Origin of the sequence: Streptomyces sp. NPDC088124, assembly GCF_040685895.1 — a bacterium.
GTDB lineage: Bacteria > Actinomycetota > Actinomycetes > Streptomycetales > Streptomycetaceae > Streptomyces.
This window is the reverse complement of the sequence record NZ_JBFBJB010000078.1, coordinates 15,524-39,221: the sequence shown is the minus strand read 5'-3', so window position 1 is coordinate 39,221 and position 23,698 is coordinate 15,524. Positions and strand designations below refer to the sequence as shown.

21 protein-coding genes are annotated in these 23,698 nt (G+C 70.8%); 16 read left to right on the top strand and 5 right to left on the bottom strand.

What is annotated here, in order from left to right:
* Nucleotides 1-25 precede the first annotated feature (25 nt).
* The 11 genes from AB0P17_RS39005 (at nt 26) to AB0P17_RS38955 (ending at nt 11,257) form a co-directional block, all read left to right on the top strand.
* Entirely contained in the window at nt 26-1,267 is a 1,242-nt protein-coding gene (locus tag AB0P17_RS39005; protein WP_365819063.1) for an MFS transporter, read from the top strand.
* Nucleotides 1,268-1,276: 9 nt separating this feature from the next.
* Complete coding sequence (pafA, locus tag AB0P17_RS39000; RefSeq protein ID WP_365819049.1) at nt 1,277-2,638, top strand: Pup--protein ligase; 1,362 nt, start codon at nt 1,277-1,279, stop codon at nt 2,636-2,638.
* A 129-nt stretch (nt 2,639-2,767) separates the two neighbouring features.
* A complete protein-coding gene (locus AB0P17_RS38995; RefSeq protein ID WP_365819047.1) occupies nt 2,768-3,706 on the top strand; it encodes an FKBP-type peptidyl-prolyl cis-trans isomerase in 939 nt (312 codons plus the stop codon).
* Nucleotides 3,707-3,751: 45 nt separating this feature from the next.
* Nucleotides 3,752-4,123 (top strand): FKBP-type peptidyl-prolyl cis-trans isomerase, encoded by a 372-nt coding sequence (locus tag AB0P17_RS38990; protein WP_365819045.1) that lies wholly within the window; start codon nt 3,752-3,754, stop codon nt 4,121-4,123.
* A 129-nt stretch (nt 4,124-4,252) separates the two neighbouring features.
* Complete coding sequence (locus tag AB0P17_RS38985) at nt 4,253-5,209, top strand: WYL domain-containing protein (protein WP_365819043.1); 957 nt, start codon at nt 4,253-4,255, stop codon at nt 5,207-5,209.
* 12 nt (nt 5,210-5,221) lie between these two features.
* Entirely contained in the window at nt 5,222-6,178 is a 957-nt protein-coding gene (locus AB0P17_RS38980; RefSeq protein ID WP_365819041.1) for a WYL domain-containing protein, read from the top strand.
* A 100-nt stretch (nt 6,179-6,278) separates the two neighbouring features.
* Nucleotides 6,279-6,560, top strand: coding sequence for a hypothetical protein (locus AB0P17_RS38975; protein ID WP_365819039.1), 282 nt, complete (start codon nt 6,279-6,281; stop codon nt 6,558-6,560).
* A gap of 4 nt (nt 6,561-6,564) precedes the next feature.
* Nucleotides 6,565-6,762 (top strand): hypothetical protein, encoded by a 198-nt coding sequence (locus AB0P17_RS38970; RefSeq protein ID WP_365819037.1) that lies wholly within the window; start codon nt 6,565-6,567, stop codon nt 6,760-6,762.
* A 238-nt stretch (nt 6,763-7,000) separates the two neighbouring features.
* Nucleotides 7,001-7,288 carry a Sec-independent protein translocase subunit TatA gene (gene tatA, locus AB0P17_RS38965; RefSeq protein WP_365819061.1) on the top strand — a complete coding sequence of 96 codons (288 nt, stop codon included), beginning with the start codon at nt 7,001-7,003 and terminating at the stop codon, nt 7,286-7,288.
* Nucleotides 7,289-7,370: 82 nt separating this feature from the next.
* On the top strand, nt 7,371-8,324 hold the full coding sequence (tatC, locus tag AB0P17_RS38960) for a twin-arginine translocase subunit TatC (protein ID WP_365819035.1): 954 nt from the start codon (nt 7,371-7,373) through the stop codon (nt 8,322-8,324).
* A 104-nt stretch (nt 8,325-8,428) separates the two neighbouring features.
* Complete coding sequence (locus AB0P17_RS38955; protein WP_365819033.1) at nt 8,429-11,257, top strand: DEAD/DEAH box helicase; 2,829 nt, start codon at nt 8,429-8,431, stop codon at nt 11,255-11,257.
* Nucleotides 11,258-11,386: 129 nt separating this feature from the next.
* Here AB0P17_RS38955 and AB0P17_RS38950 read toward each other — a convergent pair whose 3' ends face one another.
* The 3 genes from AB0P17_RS38950 to AB0P17_RS38940 all read right to left on the bottom strand — a co-directional run bounded on the left by AB0P17_RS38950 (nt 11,387) and on the right by AB0P17_RS38940 (nt 14,454).
* A complete protein-coding gene (locus AB0P17_RS38950; protein WP_365819059.1) occupies nt 11,387-12,904 on the bottom strand; it encodes a molybdopterin-dependent oxidoreductase in 1,518 nt (505 codons plus the stop codon).
* Nucleotides 12,905-13,114: 210 nt separating this feature from the next.
* Nucleotides 13,115-13,873: an anti-sigma factor gene (locus AB0P17_RS38945; RefSeq protein ID WP_365819031.1), complete on the bottom strand. Its 759-nt coding sequence runs from the start codon at nt 13,871-13,873 to the stop codon at nt 13,115-13,117.
* Entirely contained in the window at nt 13,870-14,454 is a 585-nt protein-coding gene (locus AB0P17_RS38940; protein ID WP_365819029.1) for a sigma-70 family RNA polymerase sigma factor, read from the bottom strand. Before AB0P17_RS38940 ends, AB0P17_RS38945 begins: the two co-directional genes overlap by 4 nt.
* A gap of 235 nt (nt 14,455-14,689) precedes the next feature.
* Here AB0P17_RS38940 and AB0P17_RS38935 point away from each other — a divergent pair, with 235 nt between their 5' ends.
* The 3 genes from AB0P17_RS38935 to AB0P17_RS38925 all read left to right on the top strand — a co-directional run bounded on the left by AB0P17_RS38935 (nt 14,690) and on the right by AB0P17_RS38925 (nt 17,541).
* Entirely contained in the window at nt 14,690-15,409 is a 720-nt protein-coding gene (locus AB0P17_RS38935; protein ID WP_365819027.1) for a PadR family transcriptional regulator, read from the top strand.
* A 315-nt stretch (nt 15,410-15,724) separates the two neighbouring features.
* Nucleotides 15,725-16,765 carry an ATP-binding cassette domain-containing protein gene (locus AB0P17_RS38930; protein ID WP_365819025.1) on the top strand — a complete coding sequence of 347 codons (1,041 nt, stop codon included), beginning with the start codon at nt 15,725-15,727 and terminating at the stop codon, nt 16,763-16,765.
* Nucleotides 16,762-17,541 carry an ABC transporter permease gene (locus tag AB0P17_RS38925; RefSeq protein WP_365819023.1) on the top strand — a complete coding sequence of 260 codons (780 nt, stop codon included), beginning with the start codon at nt 16,762-16,764 and terminating at the stop codon, nt 17,539-17,541. The genes AB0P17_RS38930 and AB0P17_RS38925 overlap by 4 nt, the downstream gene beginning before the upstream one ends.
* A gap of 75 nt (nt 17,542-17,616) precedes the next feature.
* Here AB0P17_RS38925 and AB0P17_RS38920 read toward each other — a convergent pair whose 3' ends face one another.
* A complete protein-coding gene (locus AB0P17_RS38920) occupies nt 17,617-18,477 on the bottom strand; it encodes a siderophore-interacting protein (protein WP_365819021.1) in 861 nt (286 codons plus the stop codon).
* 52 nt (nt 18,478-18,529) lie between these two features.
* On the bottom strand, nt 18,530-19,435 hold the full coding sequence (locus AB0P17_RS38915; RefSeq protein ID WP_365819057.1) for a 5'-3' exonuclease: 906 nt from the start codon (nt 19,433-19,435) through the stop codon (nt 18,530-18,532).
* A gap of 304 nt (nt 19,436-19,739) precedes the next feature.
* Between AB0P17_RS38915 and AB0P17_RS38910 the strand changes: the two genes are divergently transcribed.
* Together AB0P17_RS38910 and AB0P17_RS38905 are read left to right on the top strand one after the other, a co-directional pair.
* The gene (locus tag AB0P17_RS38910; protein ID WP_365819019.1) at nt 19,740-20,912 is read left to right on the top strand and encodes a glycine betaine/L-proline ABC transporter ATP-binding protein; all 1,173 of its coding nucleotides are present in this window, start codon (nt 19,740-19,742) and stop codon (nt 20,910-20,912) included.
* Nucleotides 20,905-23,550 carry an ABC transporter permease/substrate binding protein gene (locus AB0P17_RS38905; protein ID WP_365819017.1) on the top strand — a complete coding sequence of 882 codons (2,646 nt, stop codon included), beginning with the start codon at nt 20,905-20,907 and terminating at the stop codon, nt 23,548-23,550. Before AB0P17_RS38910 ends, AB0P17_RS38905 begins: the two co-directional genes overlap by 8 nt.
* The last annotated feature ends 148 nt before the right edge of the window (nt 23,551-23,698 follow it).

The following is a 23,698-nucleotide window of genomic DNA, read 5'->3' as shown; positions in this document are numbered from 1 at the left end:
CGCAGGAGTCACCGGGTACGCAGACATCATCAGGGCACCGCACGCCGCGCGGCTGCTCACCGGCACGCTCGTGGGGCGGCTGCCGAACGCCACGGCCCCCATCGCCATCGTCCTGCTCGTCCGGGCGGGCGGCGGCAGCTACAGCCTCGCCGGAGCCCTCGCGGCGGTGTACGGCATCGGCAACGCCGTGGGGCAGCCGCTGCTCGGCCGCGCCATCGACCTCCACGGCCAGCCCCGGGTCCAGCTCCCCGCCGCCCTCGTGTCGGCCCTGGGCGCCGTGCTGCTCGTCGTCGCGGACATCAGTGACGGCCCGGTCCTCGCGTACACCGCCGTGGCGGTCGCCGGGCTGTTCACCCCGCCCCTGGAGGGCGGGCTGCGGGCGCTGTGGCCCAGCGTCCTGGGCGGCGACGAGCGGGTGCACCGGGCGTACGCGATGGACGCGGTCGCCCAGGAGGTCATGTTCACGGTCGGCCCGCTGCTCGTCACCCTGCTGGTCGCGCTCTGGTCCCCGGCCGTCGCGCTGCTCGTCATCAACGCGATCGGGGTGCTCGGTGCGCTCTCCGTCGTCCTGTCCGCGCCCTCCCGCGCCTGGCGCTCCGTGCCCCGCGAGGCGCACTGGCTCGGCGCCCTGCGCTCACCGGGACTGCTCGCCCTGCTGGGCGCGTTCCTCTTCATCGGGATGGCCCTCGGCTCCATCACGGTCGCGGGGGTCGCGTACGCCGACGACCAGGGCCGCGAGTCCGTCTACGGCTGGCTGATGGCCGCCCTGAGCCTGGGCGCGCTGGTGGGCGGACTCGCGTACGGCGCCCGGCGGTGGACCAACACCCCCGAACGCCGGCTGCTCTCCATCACCGCGCTGCTGGCCCTCTGCTACCTGCCGCTGATGCTCACCCCGGGCATCCTCGCGATGACCGCGCTCGCCGCCCTCGCCGGTGTCTTCCTCGCGCCCGCGCTCGCCTGCGCCTTCGTCGTCGTGGACCGGCACGCGCCGCGCGGCACCGTCACCGAGGCGTTCTCCTGGCTCGTGACGACCTTCGGCGTCGGCGCCGCGCTCGGAACGGCCGCGGCGGGCCCGGTCGTCGAGATCGGCGGTACGTCCGCGAGCTTCGGGGTGGCGGGGGCCGCCGGCGCCGGCGCGCTGCTGGTGCTGCTGGCCACAGGGCGGGTCCTCGCAGTTCCCGGCGGTGCGCCCGAGGAGACCGTACGGACGGAAAATGATCCGAGCGGTGCGGTCGAACCCGGTTTCAGCTCAGGTCATCAGGCGTAATGTTCAGACATGGACCGCCGCATTTTCGGGCTGGAGAACGAGTACGGCGTCACGTGCACGTTCAGGGGACAGCGCCGACTGTCACCTGACGAAGTGGCGCGCTACCTCTTCCGCCGTGTTGTGTCATGGGGCCGCAGCAGCAATGTCTTCCTGCGGAACGGCGCCCGCCTCTACCTCGACGTGGGATCGCATCCGGAATACGCGACACCCGAATGCGACAACGTGACCGAGCTGGTCACGCACGACAAGGCCGGCGAGCGCATTCTCGAGGGCCTGCTCGTCGACGCCGAACGCCGCCTGCACGAGGAGGGAATCGCGGGCGACGTCTATCTCTTCAAGAACAACACCGACTCGGCGGGAAACTCCTACGGTTGCCACGAGAATTACCTCGTCGCCCGCCACGGGGAGTTCTCCCGGCTCGCGGACATTCTCATCCCCTTCCTCGTCACCCGGCAGCTCCTGTGCGGCGCGGGCAAGGTGCTCCAGACCCCCCGGGGCGCCGTCTACTGCGTCAGCCAGCGCGCGGAGCACATCTGGGAGGGCGTCAGCTCCGCGACGACCCGCTCCCGTCCGATCATCAACACCCGGGACGAGCCGCACGCCGACGCGGAGCGCTACCGCAGGCTCCACGTCATCGTCGGCGACTCCAACATGTCCGAGACGACCATGCTGCTCAAGGTCGGCGCCACCGATCTCGTCCTGCGCATGATCGAGGCGGGCACGGTGATGCGCGACCTCACCCTGGAGAACCCGATCAGGGCGATCCGCGAGGTCAGTCACGACCTCACCGGCCAGCGCAAGGTGCGCCTGGCGAGCGGCCGGGAGGCCTCCGCCCTGGAGGTCCAGCGGGAGTACTACGAGAAGGCCGTGGACTTCGTGGACCGCCGCGGCATCCGCACCGGCACCGTGGAACAGGTCCTCGAACTGTGGGGCCGTACGCTCGACGCGATCGAGGCCGAGGACCTCGACCGGATCTCCACGGAGATCGACTGGGTCATGAAGTACCAGCTCATCGAGCGGTACCGGGCCAAGCACAACATGACCATGTCGCACCCCCGGGTCGCGCAGATAGACCTCGCCTACCACGACATCCACCGTCGCCGCGGGCTCTATTACCTGCTGGAGAAGAAGGGCCAGGCCGCCCGGATCTGCAACGACATGAAGATCTTCGAAGGCAAGTCGGTGCCTCCGCAGACCACCAGGGCCCGGCTGCGCGGCGATTTCATCCGCCGCGCACAGGAGCAGCGCAGGGACTTCACGGTCGACTGGGTCCATCTCAAGCTCAATGACCAGGCACAGCGCACGGTGCTCTGCAAAGACCCGTTCCGTTCGGTGGACGAACGGGTGGAAAAGCTCATCGCCGGTATGTGAGGACCCAAGTCAACCGGTAGCTGACACGCATAGGTGGAATGCGGCCAGGGCCCCGTACGTAGCGCGTACGGGGCCCCTGTCACGCCCTACAGTGGGCAGCTACTGTGCCGTCTGAGATCTGAGGAACACGTGCGCCGACTTGCCGGCCTGATCGTCGTCCCCTTGCTGCTGCTGTCCACAGTGGCCTGCGGTGGCGACGGAGGCTCCGAATCCACCTCGTCCAAGAACGGGCTCCCCGCCGTCAGCGAGGGCGCCAAGTTCGGGGAGAAGCCGACCCTCGACAAGGGGGAGGGGGACCCGCCGAAGAAGCTCACGGTCGACGTCCTCAGCGAAGGCGACGGCGCGAAGGTCGAGAAGGGCGACGCGATCCAGGTCAACTACCTGGGCCAGAGCTGGGACTCGACCAAGCCCTTCGACAACAGCTTCGACCGGAAGCAGCCGTTCGACCTGACCCTCGGCGCCGGCATGGTCATCAAGGGCTGGGACCAGGGCCTCGAAGGCCAGAAGGTCGGCAGCCGCGTCGAGTTGGGGATCCCCCCGGAGCTGGGCTACGGAGCCCAGGGCCAGGGCGACATCAAGCCCAACTCCACGCTGGTCTTCGTCGTCGACATCCTGAAGGCCACCAAGGTCCCCGCCTCCGCCAAGGGCACCGCGGTCCCGCAGGACGACAAGGCGCTGCCGCAGGTCGGCACCAACGACGACGGCAAGGAGCCGAAGGTCACCATCCCGAAGGGGACCGACCCGCCGCAGAAGCTCGTCTCCGAATACGTGCTGGAGAGCGACGGCGAGACCGTCAAGGACAGCGACACCGTCGTGCTCAACTACTCGGCGTACCTCTGGAAGGACGCCAAGCAGTTCGACAGCACGTACAAGACCGGTCGCACCACGACCTTCCCGCTGCCGCAGCTCACGCTGAAGGGCCTCAAGACGGGCATCGTCGGCAAGAAGGTGGGCAGCAGGGTCCTGATCGTCATCCCGCCGGCCGAGGCGTTCGGGGACCAGGAGCAGCAGGGGATCCCGAAGAACTCCACCCTGGTCTTCGCCGTGGACATCCTCGCGAAGGTGTAAGACTGTCCCGGTTGCACCGTTCATCATTTTGAGGAGCAGTTTCACGTGAGCATCGAGAAGCCCGAGATCGACTTCCCGGGCGGCGAGCCGCCGGCCGACCTGGAGATCAAGGACATCTGGGAGGGTGACGGGCCGGTCGCGGCGCCGGGCGCCAACGTCCAGGTCCACTACGTCGGTGTGGCCTTCTCCACCGGTGAGGAGTTCGACTCCTCCTGGAACCGCGGCGCTCCGCTTCCGTTCACGCTCGGTGCCGGTCAGGTCATCGCCGGCTGGGACCAGGGTGTGCAGGGCATGAAGGTCGGCGGACGCCGTCAGCTCACCATCCCGCCGCACCTCGCGTACGGTGACCGCGGCGCGGGTGGCCGCATCGGCCCGGGCGAGACGCTGATCTTCGTCTGCGACCTCGTCTCCGTCTGACGTCCGTTCCGAGGCGTACCACCGAGGGTCCGTGCCGTACGGCACGGACCCTCGGCTTTGCCGCGACACCCCGGGACGGTACGGTCAGCGGGCGGAGGCGGCACGATCAACGAGGGGTGCGAGGCGTCGATGGCCATTGCCAAGGCCGAGCGGCTGATGAATCTGGCGCTGTGTCTGCTCGGGACCCGGCGGCCGCTCAGCAAGCGCGAGCTGCGCGGCTCCATCGAGGCGTACCTGGAAGCAGGCAGCGACGACGCCTTCAACCGGATGTTCGAGCGGGACAAGGACGACCTCCGCGAACTCGGCCTGGTCATCGAGACGGTGGAGAACCTCGACGGCGAGACCGGCTACCTGGCCCGCCGCGACAGCAACCGGCTGCCTCCCATCACCCTCGACGCCGAGGAGGCCGCGGCCCTCGGGCTCGCCGCCAAGGTCTGGCAGCAGGCGCGCCTCGCCGGAGCGGCGAGCGGCGCCCTCCAGAAGCTGCGCGCCGCCGGGATGCCCGAGGCCGAGGACAGCTACGAGGCCCACCACGGCGCCCTCGAACCCCGTATCCCCGTCCACGAGGCCGCCTTCGAGCCGCTGATGCTCGCCTGCCGCGACCGGCGCCCCGTCTCCTTCGACTACCGCAAGGCCAACGCCGCCCGTGCCGAACAGCGCCAGGTCGAGCCCTGGACGCTGGAGTGCTGGCGCGGCCACTGGTACCTGGCCGGCTGGGACCGCGACCGCGGCGCCGAGCGCGTCTTCCGGCTCTCCCGGATCACCGGCCGGGTCCGCTCGCGCGTCGGCACCTTCACCGCGCCCGTACCCGACGCGGTGACCGTCCGCGAGACCGTGGAGAGCTGGGCGGGGGAGACCGCGACCCGCTCCGCGCTGATCAGACTGCGCGCCGGGTGCGGCTACCCGCTGCGCTCCCGGGCACTGGCCACCCGGCGGCTGGCCGACGGCTGGGACGAGCTGGAGATCCCGTACGGACACGGCCTGGACGCCTGGCTGGTGGAGTTCGGCCCGGACGTGGTCGTACTGGAGCCCGCGGATCTGCGGGCCGACGTCCTGGACCGGCTGCGCGCCGTGGCCAAGGACTGAGGGGGACACACCGTGGCAGCCAACGCGATCGACCAGACCCGGCGGATGCTCTCGCTGGTGACCTACCTGCGGGAGCGCCCCGGCGCCCATGTCGGGGACGTGGCCCGCGCGTTCGGGATCAGCGAGGACGAGCTGATCTCCGACCTCGACGTCCTGCCCATGTGCGGGACGAGCTTCCGCGGCGGGGACCTGCTGGACATCGACACCGACGGCGACCGCATCTGGTGGCACAACCCGGACGATGTCGCCGAGCCGCTGCGGCTCGCCGCCGACGAGGCGACCGCGCTGCTCGTCGCGGCCCGTGCGGTCGCCACTCTGCCGGGGCTGCGCGAGGGCGACCGGCAGGCGCTGCTGCGCGCCACCGCCAAGCTGGAGGCCGCGGCCGGTGAGGCGGCGGGCGCCAGCTCCCGGCTCTCGGTGACCTTCGAGTCCGAGGGCGGGGTCTTCGCGGAGGTCGACCGGGCCATCTCCGAGCGGCGCCGGCTGTGGCTGCGCTACTACTCGCCGGCCCGTGACGAGCTGACGGAGCGCGAGGTCGACCCGATCCGGCTCTTCGCCGTGGGCCACACCTACATGGAGGCCTGGTGCCGGCTCTCCGAGGCGCGGCGTACGTTCCGGCTCGACCGGGTGGCCGAGATCCGGCTGCTCGACGCCCCGGCCGCGCCGCCCGAGCTGGAGCTGCGGGACCTCTCCGAGGGGCTCGTACAGCCGTCGGCCGAGGACCCCGAGGTGATCGTCGAGGTGGGCCCCGGCGGCCGGTGGGTCGCCGAGTACTACCCGCACGACAGCGCGGAGGAACTGCCCGACGGCGGACTGCGCATCACCCTGCGGACCCCGGTGCCCGCCTCGCTGCGGCGGCTCGCGCTCCGGCTCGGCGGTGACGGGCGGATCGTCTCTCCGCCGGAGCTGGCGGACAGCGCGCGGCGGGCCGCGGCCGAGGCGCTGGCCGCGTACGACATCCACGACTGAGCCCCGCCCGGCCGGTGACCGAACGGGCGAGAGTGCCGGGCCGACGGCAAACACGGTGAAGGCGTCAACAGGGACAGCGAGGACAAGGAGAAACGGAAATATGTCGGCAATGTCTGGGCCGTCTGGTTTTTCGACGGTGGTCCCGGTCCTCTTCAGGGCGGCCTGCCCCGAGTGCCGTGCCGCCTTCGAACTGTCGGCGGGCGCGCTGCGCCTGGCGATCGGGGCCAGCCGGCGCACCACGTTCTACTCCTTCGTCTGCCCCGAGTGCGAGGCCCCGGTCCGCAAGCCCGCCGGTGAACGCATCGTCGAACTCCTCACGGGCGGCGGGGTACGGACGATGCGTCTGCACTCCACGCTCCAGGAACTCCCCGGGACGGTCTGATCACATGCTCTGGCCCATGATCGCCGTCGCCCTGGGGTTCCTCGGGATCGCCGTCCTCGGCGTCCTGGCCGTCCGGGTCTTCCTCGAAGCCCAGCGGCTCGGCCGCCAGGTCGCCGCCACCACGGAGCGGATCAACCTCGCCGCCGAGGACCTGGAGCGGGCCGCGACCCGGCTCGCCGCCACCGGTGACGCACTGCGGTAGGCGGAGTCCGGCGACGGGGCCTCGCCCACACGCCCCCTGCTCAGGGCGGTTCCGGAGAGGTACGCTGCACCACGTGGCCCGGGCAGCGAGGCACGGGCCGCGTGCTGGAAGTACGCGCGGGGATTGCTCTGTGTTCACCCCCGCGCGTTACGATCGCTGGGCAACTTGTCGGACACAAGTCCGGCCTATCCACGCAGGCCCGTTCCGTGCCGCCTCGGTGAGAAGGTAAAGACTTATGCTGTTCGGAAAGATCGGTGCCCCCGAGATCATTCTCATCCTCGTCGTCGTCGTCCTCCTGTTCGGCGCGAAGAAGCTTCCCGACATGGCGCGTTCGCTGGGCAAGTCGGCCCGCATCCTCAAGAGCGAGGCCAAGGCGATGAAGTCCGAGGGACAGCAGACCGCCCCGGCCGATCCGCCGAACGACGCCCCGCAGGACCAGACCGTGCCGCGCACGATCCAGGCTTCCCCCGGCGACGTGACGAGCGCGCGCCCGGTGAACGAGCCGACGGACTCGACCAAGCGCTGACACCACCTGGGCCCCAGGGCCTGCCGTCTGGATCTAGGGCACTGCCACGAGGGGCGGCCCCCGCACGAGATGAGGACGTGGGTTGCTGAAGTCCGCCCGCAAGAAGGAGACGGACCCCGAGGGGCGGATGCCTCTGGTCGAGCATCTGCGCGAGCTGCGTAACCGGCTCGTCAAGGCGCTCATCGGGATCGTCATCGTGACCATCGTCGCGGCTTTCTCCTACAAGGAGATCATCGAGTTCTTCACGAACCCGGTGCTGAAGTCCGTCGGGTGCTCCGCGAGCTTCGCCGACCTCGCGCAGCGGGAGGACGGCACCTGCGCGCGGATCGTCCTCAACGGCCTGATCACGCCCTTCACCCTCGCCCTCAAGGTCTCCCTGATGGCCGGTGTCGTGCTCTCCTCGCCGGTCTGGCTCTACCAGCTCTGGGCGTTCATCGCGCCGGGGCTCCACAAGAACGAGAAGAAGTACTCCCTCGGCTTCGTCGCCGCGGGCTTCCCGCTCTTCCTGATGGGTGGCTTCTTCGCGTACAAGACGCTGCCCACCATGGCGAGGGTCCTTCTTGAGTTCTCGCCCGCCGACCTGGACAACCAGCTCCCGCTCGACGATCTGCTCGACCTGATCACCCGCATGGTGGTCGTCTTCGGCCTCGCCTTCGAACTGCCACTCCTCCTCGTGATGCTCAACCTCGGCGGAGTGATCAGCGGCAAGCGGATGCTCGGCTGGTGGCGCGGCATGATCCTGGGCATCACGATCTTCGCGGCGGTCGCCACCCCGAGCACCGACCCGCTCAGCATGCTCGCCCTGGCCGTGCCGATCTGGGTGCTGTACTTCTTCGCCACGGGGATCTCGCTGATCAACGACCGCCGCAAGAAGCTGCGCGAGGAGGACGGACCCGGCGACGACGAGGCGTCGGACCTGGACCTGACGCCGTCCGACATCGGTGAGATCGAATCCGTGTCGACGCGGCGCGCGCTCCCGGAGCAGTCGGACGGCAACCGGAACAACCGGGTGAACGGGTACGACGACATCACCTGACCGGTGCCGACGGAGCGGTGCCGCCCCACGACGGGGCGGTGCCGCCCAAGGACGATTAAAGATCGGGCTGACTGTCAGAGGTGGCGGGTAGGCTCGACCGCAAGATGACAGAGGACCTCTCACCTGCCGAGCGCTACGCCGCTGCCCGGATCCGCGCCGCCGACCGGGCCACGGCGCTCGCGCCCTTCCGCGAGATGTACGAATTCGGTCTGGACCCCTTCCAGACCGAAGCCTGCCAGGCCCTGGAAGCCGGGAAGGGCGTGCTCGTCGCGGCCCCCACCGGCTCCGGCAAGACGATCGTCGGCGAGTTCGCTGTGCACCTCGCCCTGGCCGAGGGCCGCAAATGCTTCTACACGACCCCGATCAAGGCGCTCTCCAACCAGAAGTACGCCGACCTCGCGAAGCGGTACGGCGCCGACAAGGTCGGCCTGCTCACCGGTGACAACAGCGTGAACGCGGACGCGCCGGTGGTCGTCATGACCACCGAGGTCCTGCGCAACATGCTCTACGCGAACTCCCAGGCACTCCTCGGGCTCGGCTATGTGGTGATGGACGAGGTCCACTACCTCTCCGACCGGTTCCGCGGCGCCGTCTGGGAAGAGGTGATCATCCACCTCCCCGCCTCGGTCACCCTGGTCTCGCTCTCGGCGACCGTGTCCAACGCCGAGGAGTTCGGTGACTGGCTGGACACCGTCCGGGGCGACACCGAAGTGATCGTCTCCGAGCAGCGGCCCGTGCCGCTGTGGCAGCACGTGATGGCCGGCCGCCGGATGTACGACCTCTTCGAGGAGGAGACCGACCACGGCGGCCGGGGCGTCGCCAAGCGCGAGGTCAGCCCGGACCTCGTCCGGCTGGCCCGGATGGAGAACCAGCGCACGTACAACCCCCGCGACCGCCGGCGCGGCAAGATGGTCCGCGAGGCGGACCGGGAGCGCGAGCGCCGCCAGCGCAGCCGCATCTGGACACCGGGCCGGCCCGAGGTCATCGAGCGGCTGGACGCCGAGGGGCTGCTCCCCGCGATCACCTTCATCTTCAGCCGGGCCGGCTGCGAGGCCGCCGTCCAGCAGTGCCTGTACGCCGGCCTGCGGCTCAACACCGACGAGGCGCGCCGCCGGGTCCGGGAGATCGTCGAGGAGCGTACGGCCGCCATCCCCGGCGAGGACCTGCACGTCCTCGGCTACTACGAGTTCCTGGAGGGCCTGGAGCGGGGCATCGCCGCGCACCACGCGGGCATGCTGCCCACCTTCAAGGAGATCGTGGAGGAGCTGTTCGTCCGCGGTCTGGTCAAGGCGGTCTTCGCGACGGAGACCCTGGCCCTCGGCATCAACATGCCGGCCAGGTCCGTGGTCCTGGAGAAGCTCGTCAAGTGGAACGGCGAGCAGCACGCCGACATCACCCCCGGCGAGTACACCCAGCTCACCGGGCGGGCCGGGCGCCGGGGCATCGACGTCGAGGGCCACGCCGTGGTGCTCTGGCAGCGCGGCATGGACCCGGGCGCGCTCGCCGGGCTCGCCGGGACCCGTACGTATCCGCTGCGCTCCAGCTTCCGCCCCTCGTACAACATGGCCGTCAACCTCGTGCAGCAGTTCGGCCGGCACCGCTCGCGTGAGCTGCTGGAGACCTCCTTCGCCCAGTTCCAGGCCGACCGGTCGGTCGTCGGGATCTCCCGGCAGGTCCAGCGCAACGAGGAGGGCCTCGACGGGTACCGGGCGGGCATGACCTGCCACCTCGGGGACTTCGAGGAGTACGCGCGGATGCGCCGCGACCTCAAGGACCGCGAGACGGAGCTGGCCAAGCAGGGCGCGGCACAGCGCAGGGCCGCCGCGGCCTCCTCGCTGGAGCGGCTCAAGCCGGGCGACGTGATCCATGTGCCGACGGGCAAGTTCGCCGGCCTCGCGCTCGTGCTGGAGCCGGGGCTGCCCGCGGGACGGGCCAACGGCCACCGCGGCTTCGACTACCAGGAGGGCCCCCGTCCGCTCGTCCTCACCGCCGAGCGGCAGGTCAAGCGGCTGGGTGCGATGGACTTCCCGGTGGCCGTGGAGGCGCTGGAGCGGATGCGGATCCCCAAGTCGTTCAACGCGCGCTCACCGCAGTCGCGCCGCGATCTGGCGTCCGCGCTGCGCACGAAGGCCGGGCACATCGTTCCCGAGCGGCACCGCAAGCAGCGGGCGGCGGCCGCCGACGACCGGGAGATCTCCCGGCTCCGCACGGCGCTGCGCGCCCACCCCTGTCATGGCTGCGACGAGCGCGAGGACCACGCCCGCTGGGCCGAGCGCTACCACCGGCTGCAGCGGGACACCCGCCAGCTGGAGCGCAGGATCGAGGGGCGGACGAACACCATCGCCCGCACCTTCGACCGGATCGTCGCGCTTCTGACCGAGCTCGACTATCTCCGCGGCAACGAGGTCACCCAGCACGGCAAGCGGCTGGCCAGGCTCTACGGCGAGCTGGACCTCCTCGCGAGCGAATGCCTGCGGGACCGGGTGTGGGAGGGACTCTCCCCGGCCGAGCTGGCCGCCTGTGTCTCGGCCCTGGTCTTCGAGGCACGGCAGGCCGACGACGCGGTGGCGCCGAAGCTCCCCGGGGGCGCCGCGAAGACCGCGCTGGGCGAGATGGTCCGGATCTGGGGCCGGCTCGACGCACTGGAGGAGGACCTGAAGATCAGCCAGACCGAAGGCGTGGGCCAGCGTGAGCCGGACCTGGGCTTCGCCTGGCCGGTCCACCTGTGGGCCTCCGGCAAGGGACTCGACGAGGTGCTGCGCGAGGCGGAGATGCCGGCCGGTGACTTCGTACGCTGGTGCAAGCAGGTCATCGACGTCCTCGGCCAGATCGCGGCGGCGGCCCCCCACGAGAACAGCACGGTCGCGAAGAACGCCCGCAAGGCGATCGACGCGGTGCGGCGAGGAGTGGTGGCGTACAGCTCGGTCGGCTGACGCCGGACCACCGCGGGCCCGTACTCCCGTGGGAGCGCGGGCCCGCGGCAGGTCCGCCGGGCGACGAGGGCGAGGGCGGCGCGCCGGCAGCCGGGTTCTGCGATCGCCCGGTGACGGGATCCGGGACGGTCAGGTGACCGAGACGACCACCGAGTGCCAGCCCGTCGCCCCGTCGGGGACGGTGCCGACGCGCTTGCCCGTCTGGGTGTAGCCGTCCTGGTCGGTGGCGCGGACCTCAAGGGTGTGGCTGCCGGTGGTCGCGGGCCACTCCCACACCCACTGGCGCCAGGTGTCCCGGGTGTCCTGGGCCGCCAGCCGCGCCGGGTGCCAGGGGCCGCCGTCGACCCGTACCTCCACCCGGGCGATGCCCCGGTGCTGGGCCCAGGCGACCCCGGCGACCGGGACCGTGCCGGGCTTCGGGCTCGCGAAGGGGCGCGGGGTGTCGATGCGCGACTCGGTCTTGACCGGCGCCTGTTGTGACCAGCTCCGCTTCACCCAGTAGGCGTCGTAGGCGTCGAACGTGGTCAGCTCCAGGTCCCGGAGCCACTTGCAGGCCGATACGTAGCCGTACAGCCCCGGCACCACCATCCGGACCGGGAAGCCGTGGTCGAAGGGGAGCGGCTCGCCGTTCATCCCGACGGCCAGCAACGCGTCCCGGCCGTCCATGACCGTCTCGACCGGGGAGCCGATGGTCATGCCGTCCACCGAGCGGGCCACGAGCTGGTCGGCGGGCCCGCCCTGCGAGGGCGGCCGTACCCCGGCCTCGCGCAGCAGGTCGGCCAGGCGTACGCCGATCCAGCGGGCGTTGCCCACGTACGGGCCGCCCACCTCGTTGGACACACAGGTCAGCGTGATGTCCCGCTCGATCAGTTCGCGCCTGAGCAGGTCGTCGAAGCCGACGGTGAGCGGCCGGGTGACCCCCTTGCCGTGGATCCGCAGCCGCCAGCTCCTGGCATCCACCTGCGGCACCACCAGCGCCGTGTCCACCCGGTAGAAGTCCTTGTTGGGCGTCGTGAACGGGCTGAGGCCGCGGATCCCGAGGTCGGCCCCCGCCGGTACGGGCCGGGCCGGGGAGGCCGGGGGCGGCAGGACGACGTCCTTGCGCGAGGTCACGGCGCCAGCCGACCCGGAGGCGCCCAGCCGGAGACCGAGGGCGCCCGCCCCGGCCGAGGCCACCGCCGCCGCCGTCGCGGTGATCACGAAACCGCGCCGGTCGAACGTGCCGTCCGTCCCGCCGGCCGCGCGGGACGGACGGAGCGCGAGTCTGCCGGCCAGCAGGTACAGCACCCCGCAGGCCACCAGCGCCCCCACCACCGAGGGCACGGCGTCGACGGGGCCGCCGCCGGGACGGCCGACCGCCGCCACCGCGCCGATCGCACCGAAGACCAGAACCGCCGCGGCCCCCGCCCGCCGGTGCCGCAGCGCGAACACACCGACCGCCATGGCGAGGAGCGCCAGCACGACCAGGATCCCGAGCTGGAGCACCAGCTTGTCGTCGGTGCCGAAGTTCCGTACGGCGAAGTCCTTCAGCCATGGGGGAGTGCGGTCGATGAACGCGCTGCCCACCGCCGTCAGGGGGCCGGCCTCGGGGCGCACCGCCGCCGCGGCGAGCTCCGCCACGGCGAGCGCGGAGAACCCCGCGATCAGCCCGCTGAGCGCGCCCAGGCCGCGGTGCGGCAGGCGCGCCGACGGACCGCCCCGCTGACGGGCCTCTGGTTCCGGCACTTTCCGATCTTCGCCCACACCTGCCCTTCGGGACCGGAAGCAAGGCGGATGGGTCCTGCACCCGAAGGAATGAAAAAAAGTACCGCTGAACCCGGCGCAGGCCGGGTGACGGGGCCCCGCCCGCGCCGGGTCTCAGAGCGCCGGGAAGTTCATCAGCGCGAGCGGGGTGGAGGTGGGCTGCTCGGAGCCGCCGGCCGGTTCCAGCGTGATGCCCATGCCGGATGCCCCGTTCACCGGGCCCTCCATCAGTACGGAGGCGGAGCCGGTCGTGGGATCCAGCAGACCCGCGGCGCGCATCGTGCCGCCGTCGTCGTACCAGAGCTCGTAGACCATGCCGCTGGGCGCCTTCGGCATCCCGACGGCGACGAACGCCGCCCGGTTGCCGTCGCGGGAGACGATGACGCTGCCGGTCGCGCCGTTCGTCAGGCCGCCCGTGGCGACCTTCGCGTCCGGGGCCGCGAGCACGGCGGCCAGTTCCTCGGAGTGCAGCCGCGCCGCCCGCGCCTCCTGCCGTGCGTCCCGGGCCTCCTGGTTCTGCCAGAGCGCGACCCCGCCGAGTCCCGCCACGGCGGCGAGGCACGCGGCCAGGGCGAAGCGGGAGAGGGCCCGGCCGCGGCCGGCGCCGCCGCCGGGGCGGGCCTGATGGTGGGTCACCGTCGGCGGTTCCTGGCGCTCGGTCGCGATCCGGCGGAGCACCAGCTCCTTGAGCGCGGGCGGCGGGGCCACGGCCACGGCCCGGCCCAGCCGGGCGGCGGTCGCCGTGAGTTCCCGTACCTCCTGGGAGCAGGCGTGACATGCCACGAGATGACGCTCGAACGCGGCGCGCTCCGCCGGGGCCAGGGCGTGCAGCGCGTACGCGCCGGTCAGCGTGTGGAGATCCGCGGTGGTCATGCGTTCACCCCCAAGCAGTCGCGCAGCCGGATGAGTCCGTCGCGCAATCGGGTCTTGACCGTGCCCAGCGGGACCGAGAGCAGCTCGGCGACTTCCCGGTAGGCCAGGCCCTGGTAGTACGCCAGTGTGACGGACTGGCGCTGGAGTTCGGTGAGAGTCCGCAGACAGCGGCGCACCTGTTCGCGTTCGAAACTGGCCTCCACCTGCTCGGTGACCTCGTCGAAGGCGGGCGTACGGTCGAGCAGCGCGGCCCGGTGCTCCCGGTCGCTCGACGCCTGCGCCGAGCGCACCCGGTCCACGGCGCGCCGGTGCGCGAGGGTCAGCACCCAGGTCATGGCGCTGCCGCGGGACGGCTTATATCGCGTCGCCGTCCGCCAGACCTCCAGCAGGACCTCCTGCGCCACCTCCTCCGACTGGGCCGGATCGCGCAGCACGCTGCGTACCAGGCCCAGTACGGGGCCGCAGACCTGGTCGTACACCCGGGAGAACGCCTCCTGGTCGCCCCGGGCCACGTGGCCCAGCAATTCCTGAAGATCGGGCCCCGCCGAAGCGGGGCCGCCGATGTGTACGGCTTCTTTCACGCGGCTTTCCTCCAGGTGCGCACATGTGCGTGTGTCCGAACAGACTCCAGCATGGATTCGGAGCCCGGGTGGACTCGGATTGGTTGCCCTACCCACTAATATTCGAGATATGTCGCGTGTTCGGTTGACCGGAGGGCGGGGTCGCGATATGTTCGCCACCGAGTATTCGTGAACGTATGTATGGGCGCCGCCCCTGGTGGCGCGGGTATGTGTGCGTGAGGCAGGGGCGGTGACCATGGCGACCAAGCGGCGCAAGCTCGGCAATCCGCTGGCGCTCGCCGTGATGGCGCTGCTCTCGGAGCGCCCCATGCATCCGTACGAGATCGCGCAGACCCTGCGGCAGCGCGGCAAGGAACACAGCGTCAAGATCAATTTCGGCTCGCTCTACACCGTCGTCCAGAACCTGGAGAAGCACGGATTCGTGGAGGTGGCCGACGTCCAGCGGCAGGGCAACCGCCCCGAGCGCACGCTGTACGGACTGACACCCGCCGGACACGAGGAGATGCTGGAGTGGCTGGCCGACCTCGTGGCCGTCCCCGCCCGTGAGTTCCCGCTCTTCGAAACCGCCCTCTCCCTGATCGGCGTGCTCACCCCCGACGAGGTGGTCTCGCTTCTCGACGAGCGGGTGGCGGCGCTCGACGTGCACGCCGCCGCGCTGCGGGGCGCGCTGACGAAGCTGTACGAGCAACTGCCGCGGCTCTTCGTCGTGGAGACCGAGTATCAGCTGCACATGGTGGAGGCCCAGGCCCGGTGGATCCGCGGCCTGCTGCGGGAGATCGCCGACGGGACCCTGACCGGCGTCGACGCGTGGCGTGCCCTGCGCGCGACCGGAGAGGTGCCGGCGGAGTGGAAGAGGCTGGAGGGCCTGCGGATCGACATCGACATCGACACCGCGGCCGGCGAGGAGAAGGCGTCGTCGGGCGCCACGGAGGAGGAGCGTCCCCGGAACCGTTGACACAGGATCGGGAACCCCGGTGAGTCACCTCGCCGCCCAGCCGCCTCACAGCCTCCAGTGTCCCGGAAGCCGGACCGCGGGACCCAAGAACCGGAACGACCCCGGCGGTCGCTGTTGCAGCAGCTCCCGCCAGGGTCCCCAACCCTGGACCGGACCGCCGTGCAGGCGCCCGGGCGATCGAGGTGCGGCACACCCAGGATAGCCCGGCGCTCACGCGTGGACCCGGCTCGGGAGACCGAGCCCTCTCGGCAGCCCCGACCCCTTTGGTAGGCCCGCGAGCCCCGAGAGGCCCGACCACCACAGGAGAGCTCTGCCATGAGTACCGGTAGTCCCGGTGTCACCCGTACCGGCGCGCCCGCCGTCCGGGCGCACGATCTGATCAAGACCTATCCCGGCGGGGTCACCGCCCTGAACGGAATGGGCATCACCGTCGAGGCGGGAACGGTCCTCGGCCTGCTCGGCCCCAACGGCGCCGGCAAGTCCACCACCGTCAAGATCCTCACCACCCTCGCCCGCCCCGACAGCGGCACCGCCACCGTCGCCGGACACGATGTGCTGCGCCATCCCGACCGGGTGCGCCGGGCGATCGGGGTCGTCGCCCAGAAGTCCGGCGCCGACCCCGTCGCCACCGGCCGGGAGAACCTTGTGCTCCAGGGCCGGCTGTACGGCCTTCGGGGGACGGAACTGACGCGCCGCGTCGACGGTCTGCTGGAGCGGTTCGCCCTGTCCGACGCCGCGAAGCGGCCGGTCAGGGGGTACTCGGGCGGCATGCTGCGGCGCCTCGACGTGGCGCTCGGGCTGGTCCACCGGCCCGAGGTGCTCTTCCTCGACGAGCCGACGACCGGGCTCGACCCGGAGGCCCGTACGGCCATGTGGGAGGAGATCGGCCGGCTCGCCGGGGACGAGGGGCTGACCATCCTGCTCACCACGCACTACCTGGAGGAGGCCGACCGGCTCGCCGAGCGCATCGCGATCGTCGACCGGGGCCGGGTCGTCGTCGAGGGCACCCCCGACCGGCTCAAGGGCGAACTGCGCGGCGACGCCGTCCATCTCGAACTGCGCGACGACGGCGACCGGGTGGTGCTCGCCGCCGCTCTCGCCGCGCTGCCCGGGGTGCACGACACGGTGGTGGAGGGACGCCGCGTCAGCGTCCGCGCCGACGACGGCGCCGCCGCGGTTCCCGTGCTGCTCGCCGCGCTGGAGCGTGCCGGGGCGGCCGTGGCCGCCGCGACGGTGGCCCGGCCCTCCCTGGACGACGTCTACCTGCGGTACGCGGGACGCCGCTTCGCGGAGGCCGACGCCGCCGCGGACGCGCCCGTCCTGGCCGCCGCCCAGGCCGCCGGAGGCGCCCGATGAGCACCGAGGTCCTCAGCCACACCTGGTACATGACGCAGCGCCAGCTCATCGCGATCCTGCGGCAGCCGGTCTTTCTGCTGATCTCCCTGATCCAGCCGGTGATCTGGCTGTTCCTCTTCGGCAACCTCTTCAAGAAGGTCGTCGAACTGGGCGGCTTCGGCACCACGTCGTACCTCGACTACCTCATCCCCGGCATCGTGGTGATGAGCGCGCTCGGCTCCAGCATGTGGGCCGGGATGGGCACGCTGGAGGAGATCGAGCGCGGCACGCTCAACCGTTTCCTGACCACCCCGGTCAGCCGCAGCGCCCTGATGAACGCCAACGTCGTGCAGAACGGCATCAGTACGGCCATCCAGTCGGCGATCATCGTGCTGCTCGGGCTGCTCGCCGGGGCCGCCTACCCGGGCGGCGCCACGGGACTGGTCATCCTGGTCGGCGCCTCGATCCTGCTGGGCACGGTCTTCGGGGCGCTCTCCAACGCCCTGGGCATGCTGGTGCGGGAGCGCGAGTCGATCATCGGCATCAACACCTTCCTGCTGCTGCCGCTGACGTTCCTCTCCTCGGCGTTCATGGCCCCGGCGCAGATGCCGTCCTGGATGGCGCGGATCGCGGACTTCAACCCGGTCAACTGGGCGATGGTCGCGGGACGTTCCGCGCTGTCGGCCGACCCCGACTGGGGCGATGTGCTCAGCCGGGGAGGCGCTCTGCTGGTGCTGGCCGCCGGGGCGGTCTGGCTCTCGACCCGCACCTTCCGCGCGTACCAGAAGTCCGTCTGAGAGCTGTTTCCGGTACGGGCCGGGCTTCCGGTACGGCTCTGAGCCGGGCGGGGCTTCCGGTACGGGCGGACGGGGTCAGGCCGCGGGGCGCTGCCCCGGGGCCTGCTCCTGCTCCTTCTCCACCTGCTGGTTCCACTCGCGCTTGACGGCGCGCCACGCCTCGTCGGTCTGGCCGAGCCGCCAGTACCCGGAGATCGAGAGCCGCTCGCGCGGTATGCCGCGCTCCAGCCGGAGGTGACGGCGCAGCTCCTTCACGAAACCGGCCTCGCCGTGGACGAAGGCCAGGACGTCGCCGGGCGGGAAGTCGAGCGCGCGCACGGCCGCGGTCAGCGCCTCGCCCACCGGGCGGGAGCCGCGGTGCAGCCAGGTGATCCCGACCCCGTCCGGCGTCGTGATCTTCTGCTCCTCCTCGGGGCCCGAGATCTCCACGAACGCGTGCACGACCGCCCCGGCCGGCGCCCGCTCCAGCGACGCGGCGATCGCCGGCAGCGCGCTCTCGTCCCCGACCAGCAGATGCCAGTCGGCGGCCGGGTCCGGCGCGTAGAGACCGCCGGGGCCCAGCAGCCGTACGGTCTCGCCGGGCTTCGCCCGCGCCGCCCACGGGCCGGCCAGGCCCTCGTCACCGTGGACCACGAAGTCGATGGTCAGTTCGAGGGCCGCCGGGTCCCAGGCGCGCACGGTGTACGTACGGTTCGCGGGCCACTGGTCACGCGGGAACTCCGCCCGGATCCGGTCCATGTCGAACGGCTCCGGGTACGTCACGCCCTCCGGGGTGAAGAGCACCTTGACGTAGTGGTCCGTGAACTCCCCGGCCCGCACCGCGGCCAGCCCCTCGCCCCCGAGGACGACCCGCACCATGTGCGGGGTGATCCATTCGGTGCGCAGGACCTCTCCCTCATGGACCTTCGGTGCTTGGCGGGCCGGCTGTTCTGGCACGGCGGTCTCCCTCGACTCCACGACGCTTAGGCTTACCTAAGTAAGCTAGCACTCACTGGGGAAGTGTGGCGAGCAGACGCTGGAGCGCTCCGCCGAGACCCCATCGCGCGCCCAGCGCGTCGACCATGGCCGGATCGCGGGGCCCGGCGGGCAGCACGGGGTCGAATTCGGGCAGCGGGACGTCGCCGGCGACCCGGACCACCGTGGGCGCCACCGCCACATACTCCCGGGCCCCGTCCAGCCGCTTGCGCTGCGACGGGGTGAGCCGGGAGCCCGGGTCGTCGACCGCCGCCATGATCCCGGCGAGGTCGCCGTAGGCGTCCAGCAGCTTGGCGGCGGTCTTCTCGCCGATCCCCGGCACCCCGGGCAGCCCGTCGCTCGGGTCGCCGCGCAGCAGCGCCAGATCGACATATCCGGCGCCGTCCACCCCGTACCGCTCGCGCAGCGCCGCCTCGTCCATGAGCTGGAGCGTCCCCACGCCCTTGACCGGGTACAGCACCCGCACGCCCCGGGCGTCGTCGATGAGCTGGAAGAGGTCCCGGTCGCCCGTGACGATGTCGACCGGGCCCGTGGCGCGCCCGGCGAGCGTGCCGATCACGTCGTCCGCCTCGTACCCCGCGACGCCGACCCGCGCGATGCCCAGCGCGTCGAGGACCGCCTCGATCACCGGGACCTGCGGGGCCAGTGTGTCCGGGGTCTCCTCCTCGTCGGGCCCCTCCGGCCGCTCCTGGGCCACCCGGTGCGCCTTGTACGACGGGATCAGCTCCACCCGCCAGGCGGGCCGCCAGTCCGCGTCCATGCAGGCGACCAGCGAGTCCGGGTGGTGGTCCTGGACCAGCCGGGCGATGAAGTCGAGCAGGCCGCGCACCGCGTTGACCGGCGTGCCGTCCGGGGCCCGCACGGAGTCGGGGACCCCGAAGTAGGCGCGGAAGTAGAGGGAGGCGGTGTCGAGGAGCATCAGGCGTCGGGTCACATCCCGATGATGCCCCAGCGCACTGACAGCGGGGTCCGTCACCCGGTGCGGCCCCTCGCCGCCGTCGGACGGCCGTACGGGAAAGGGGTTTTCGCGCCGATGTGCCGCGATCGCATGTGACCTGGGTCACTTAATTGTTTGCCCTGTGTAAGGACGGGCAGGCGCGATCACGGAGCCAGCTGGACGGCGATTTCACGCATCGTCCCCGGTGGGCGGACCGAATCCGCCCGCTCCACGGCCCGCCCGCGGGGGTGACGGGCCGTTTTTCCGTTCAACCCGTGAGGTGTATGTGAGCAGGCTGCAAGCCGATCACCTGTACAAGGTATTCGGCAGACGACCGGACGAAGCCGTGACGAAGCTCAAGAACGGTACGGACCGTGACGAACTGCGCGCCGACGGCACGACCGCAGCGGTGATCGACGCCTCGTTCTCGGTCGAGCCCGGCCAGATCTTCGTGGTGATGGGCCTCTCGGGATCCGGCAAGTCCACGCTGCTGCGCATGCTCAACGGGCTCCTGGAGCCCACCTCGGGCCAGGTCCTCTTCGACGGCCAGGACCTGACCGCCCTGCCCCCCGCCGAGCTGCGTCATGTCCGTTCCACCAAGATCAGCATGGTCTTCCAGCACTTCGCGCTCTTCCCGCACCGCAGCGTGCTGGAGAACGCCGGATACGGACTCGAAGTGCAGGGCGTGCCCCGCGCCGAGCGCGAGAAGCGCGCGGCGGAGGCCCTGGAGCTGACCGGTCTGGGCGGCTGGGAGAAGTCCTGGCCGGACGAGCTGTCGGGCGGTATGCAGCAGCGCGTCGGGCTCGCCCGCGCACTCGCCACCGACGCCGATCTGCTGCTGATGGACGAGTCCTTCAGCGCGCTCGACCCGCTGATCCGCCGCGATATGCAGGACCAGCTCCTCGAACTCCAGAAACGGCTCAAGAAGACCATCGTGTTCATCACCCACGACCTCAACGAGGCCATGCGCCTCGGTGACCGGATCGCGGTCATGCGCGACGGGGAGATCGTCCAGCTCGGCAGCGCCGAGGACATCCTCGTCACCCCGGCCAACGACTACGTCGCCTCCTTCACCCAGGACGTCGACCGCTCCCGGGTGCTCACCGCGGGCGCCATCATGGCCGACCCGGAGACCGCCTTCGGCACCGTCACGGACAGCGGCAAGGAACTCCGTACCGCGCAGGACGTCTTCGACGCGGCGCCCGCCACGGTCACCGAGTCCACCCCGATCATCGAGCTGTTCACGCCCTGCTCCACCAGCGGGGTCGCCGTCGCCGTCGTGAACGACGAGGGCGATCTCGTCGGGGTCGTCCCGCGCGCGCGGCTGCTCGCCGTCCTCGGCGAGCCGATGACGCCCGCCGACGCCGCCGTCCCGGTCGCCCGGACCGAGGCGTCCGCGGCCGCCGCGGGAGCGGCCGCCAAGGGCACCGGCACGGACAAGGCGGTCGCCGGTGCCTAGGCTGCCTCTCGGTGACTGGGTCGACAACGCTGTCGACTTCCTCCAGAACCACTTCTCCTGGCTGTTCGACGCGATCGGCTGGGTCGTCTCGCACCTGTACGACGCCATCAACGCCGTGCTCTCCGCGCCGGAGCCGCTGCTCCTCGCGGGGATCCTCGCCGTACTCGCCTGGTGGCTGCGGAGCCTCAGCGCGGGTGTCCTCGCCTTCGTCGGCTTCGCGCTCATCGACTCGATGGAGCTGTGGAGCGAGGCGATGGAGACGCTCTCGCTGGTGCTGGTCGCGACCATCGTGGTGCTGGCCATCGCGATGCCGCTCGGCATCTGGGCGGCCCGCTCCAAGACGGTCAGCTCGCTGATCCGGCCGGTGCTCGACCTGATGCAGACCATGCCCGCCATGGTCTACCTGATCCCCGGTGTGGTCTTCTTCGGCATCGGCGCGGTGCCCGGCATCATCGCCACGATCATCTTCGCCCTGCCGCCCGGCGTCCGGATGACCGAGCTGGGCATCCGGCAGGTCGACGGGGAACTGGTCGAGGCCGCCGAGGCGTTCGGCACCACCCCCCGGAACACCCTGCTGCGGGTCCAGCTGCCGCTGGCCCTCCAGACGATCATGGCGGGCATCAACCAGGTCATCATGCTGGGCCTGTCCATGGTGGTCATCGCCGGCATGGTCGGCGGTGGCGGGCTCGGTGGCGCCGTCTACCGCGCGCTCGGCAACATCGACGTGGGCCTCGGCTTCGAGGCCGGTCTCTCCGTCGTGATCCTCGCCGTCTACCTGGACCGGATCACCGGCGCGCTCAGCCTCCAGGTCTCCCCGGTCGGCCGCCGCATCCTGGCCAAGGCCAAGGAGGCGAGCGGCGGCCTGAAGATCTGGCAGCACCGTCCGCAGCCCGTCGTCGCCATCGCCGGTGTGCTCGCCCTCGCGCTCGCCGCGGGCGGCATCGGCCTCTTCGGCGGTTCCTCCTCGTCGTCCACCTCGAACGACGCGAGCGACGTGGGCCAGGGCAAGAAGATCAGCATGGGGTACATCCCCTGGGACGAGGGCATCGCCTCCACCTTCCTCTGGAAGGAACTGCTGGAACGGCGCGGCTTCGAGGTCGACGCCCGGCAGTACGAGGCGGGCTCGCTCTACACCGGCCAGGCCAACGGCCAGATCGACATCCAGACCGACTCCTGGCTGCCGGTCACCCACGCCTCCTACTGGTCCAAGTACAAGGACGACCTGGAGGACATGGGGGCCTGGTACGAGAAGACCTCCCTGGAGCTCTCCGTGCCCTCGTACGTGAAGGGCGTCAACTCCCTGGCCGACCTCAAGGGGAAGAGCTCCACCTTCAAGGGCCGCATCATCGGCATCGAGCCCAGCGCGGGCGAGATGGGGCTCCTCAAGGACAAGGTCCTCAAGGCGTACGGCCTCGACAAGGAGTACAAGCTCGTCGACGGTTCCACCTCCGGCATGCTCGCCGAGCTGAAGCGCGCGTACGCCAAGAAGGAACCCGTCGTCGTGGTGCTGTGGTCGCCGCACTGGGCGTACGACACGTACGACCTCACCAAGCTGGCCGACCCGAAGAAGGCGTTCGGCGCGGAGAGCGACGGCGTGCACACCCTGGCGCGCAAGGGCTTCTCCGAGGAGAACCCGGAGGTGGGCGCCTGGCTGAAAAACTTCAAGATGGACGAGAAGCAGCTCACCAGCCTGGAGGCCGAGATCCAGAAGGCCGGCCAGGGCAAGGAGCAGGAGGCCGTACGGACCTGGCTCGACGCCAACCCGGGCGTCGCCGACCAGTGGACCCCCGTCGACAAGGCGGGCACGTCCGGCACGGCGGCCAAGGCGGCCGCCGGCACGGGCGAGACCGAGCGCCCCGTCAACGTCGCATGGTTCCCCTGGGAGGAGAGCATCGCCTCCACGTATCTGTGGAAGGCGGTCCTGGAGGAGCGCGGCTACAAGATCAACCTGAAGCAGTTCGAACTCGGCCCCATGTACGAGGCGATGTCCCGGGGGCAGATCGACGTCCAGTTCGACGGCTGGCTGCCGAACGCGCAGAAGCGGTACTGGGACAAGTACAAGAACGACCTCACCCAGCTCGGATCCTGGTACGGGCCCACGAGCCGGGAGGTCGCCGTCCCCTCGTACGTCAAGGGCGTCGAGACCCTGGACGACCTGAAGGGCCGCGGCGACCAGTTCAAGGGCAAGATCGTCGGGATCGAGCCCGGCGCCGAGATGATGAACGACCTCAAGAAGACGGTTCTGCCGCAGTACGGGCTCGACAAGGAGTACAAGGTCGTCGACAGCTCGACGCCCGGCATGCTCGCCGAGCTGAAGCGCGCGTACGCCAAGAAGGAGCCGATCGCCGTCACCCTGTGGAGCCCCCACTGGGCCTACAAGGAGTACGGGCTGACCAAGCTCAAGGACCCGAAGAAGGGGTTCGGCGACGGTGACCGGCTCACCACGGTGGCGCACAAGAGCTTCACCGGGAACTATCCGCAGCTCACGAAGTGGTTCAAGGACTTCAAGCTGAGCGACGAGCAGCTCTCCGGTCTGGAGAACGAGATCCAGAAGGCCGGTTCGGGCCACGAGGAGGAAGCCGTGAAGACCTGGATGGGCCAGAATCCGGGCATCGCGGACAAGATGGCCCCGGTGTAGCCGGAAGTCATCACCGAGGTTGCCCCGGAAGGGTGGGTGTCGCGCCGCGCGATACCCGCCCTTCCGGCGTTTCCGTTCCGTCCCTGCCGCGCGCATCATGGAGGACAGCTCTTGTAGGGCCGTCAACTCTGAGAGGATGACGATCCGG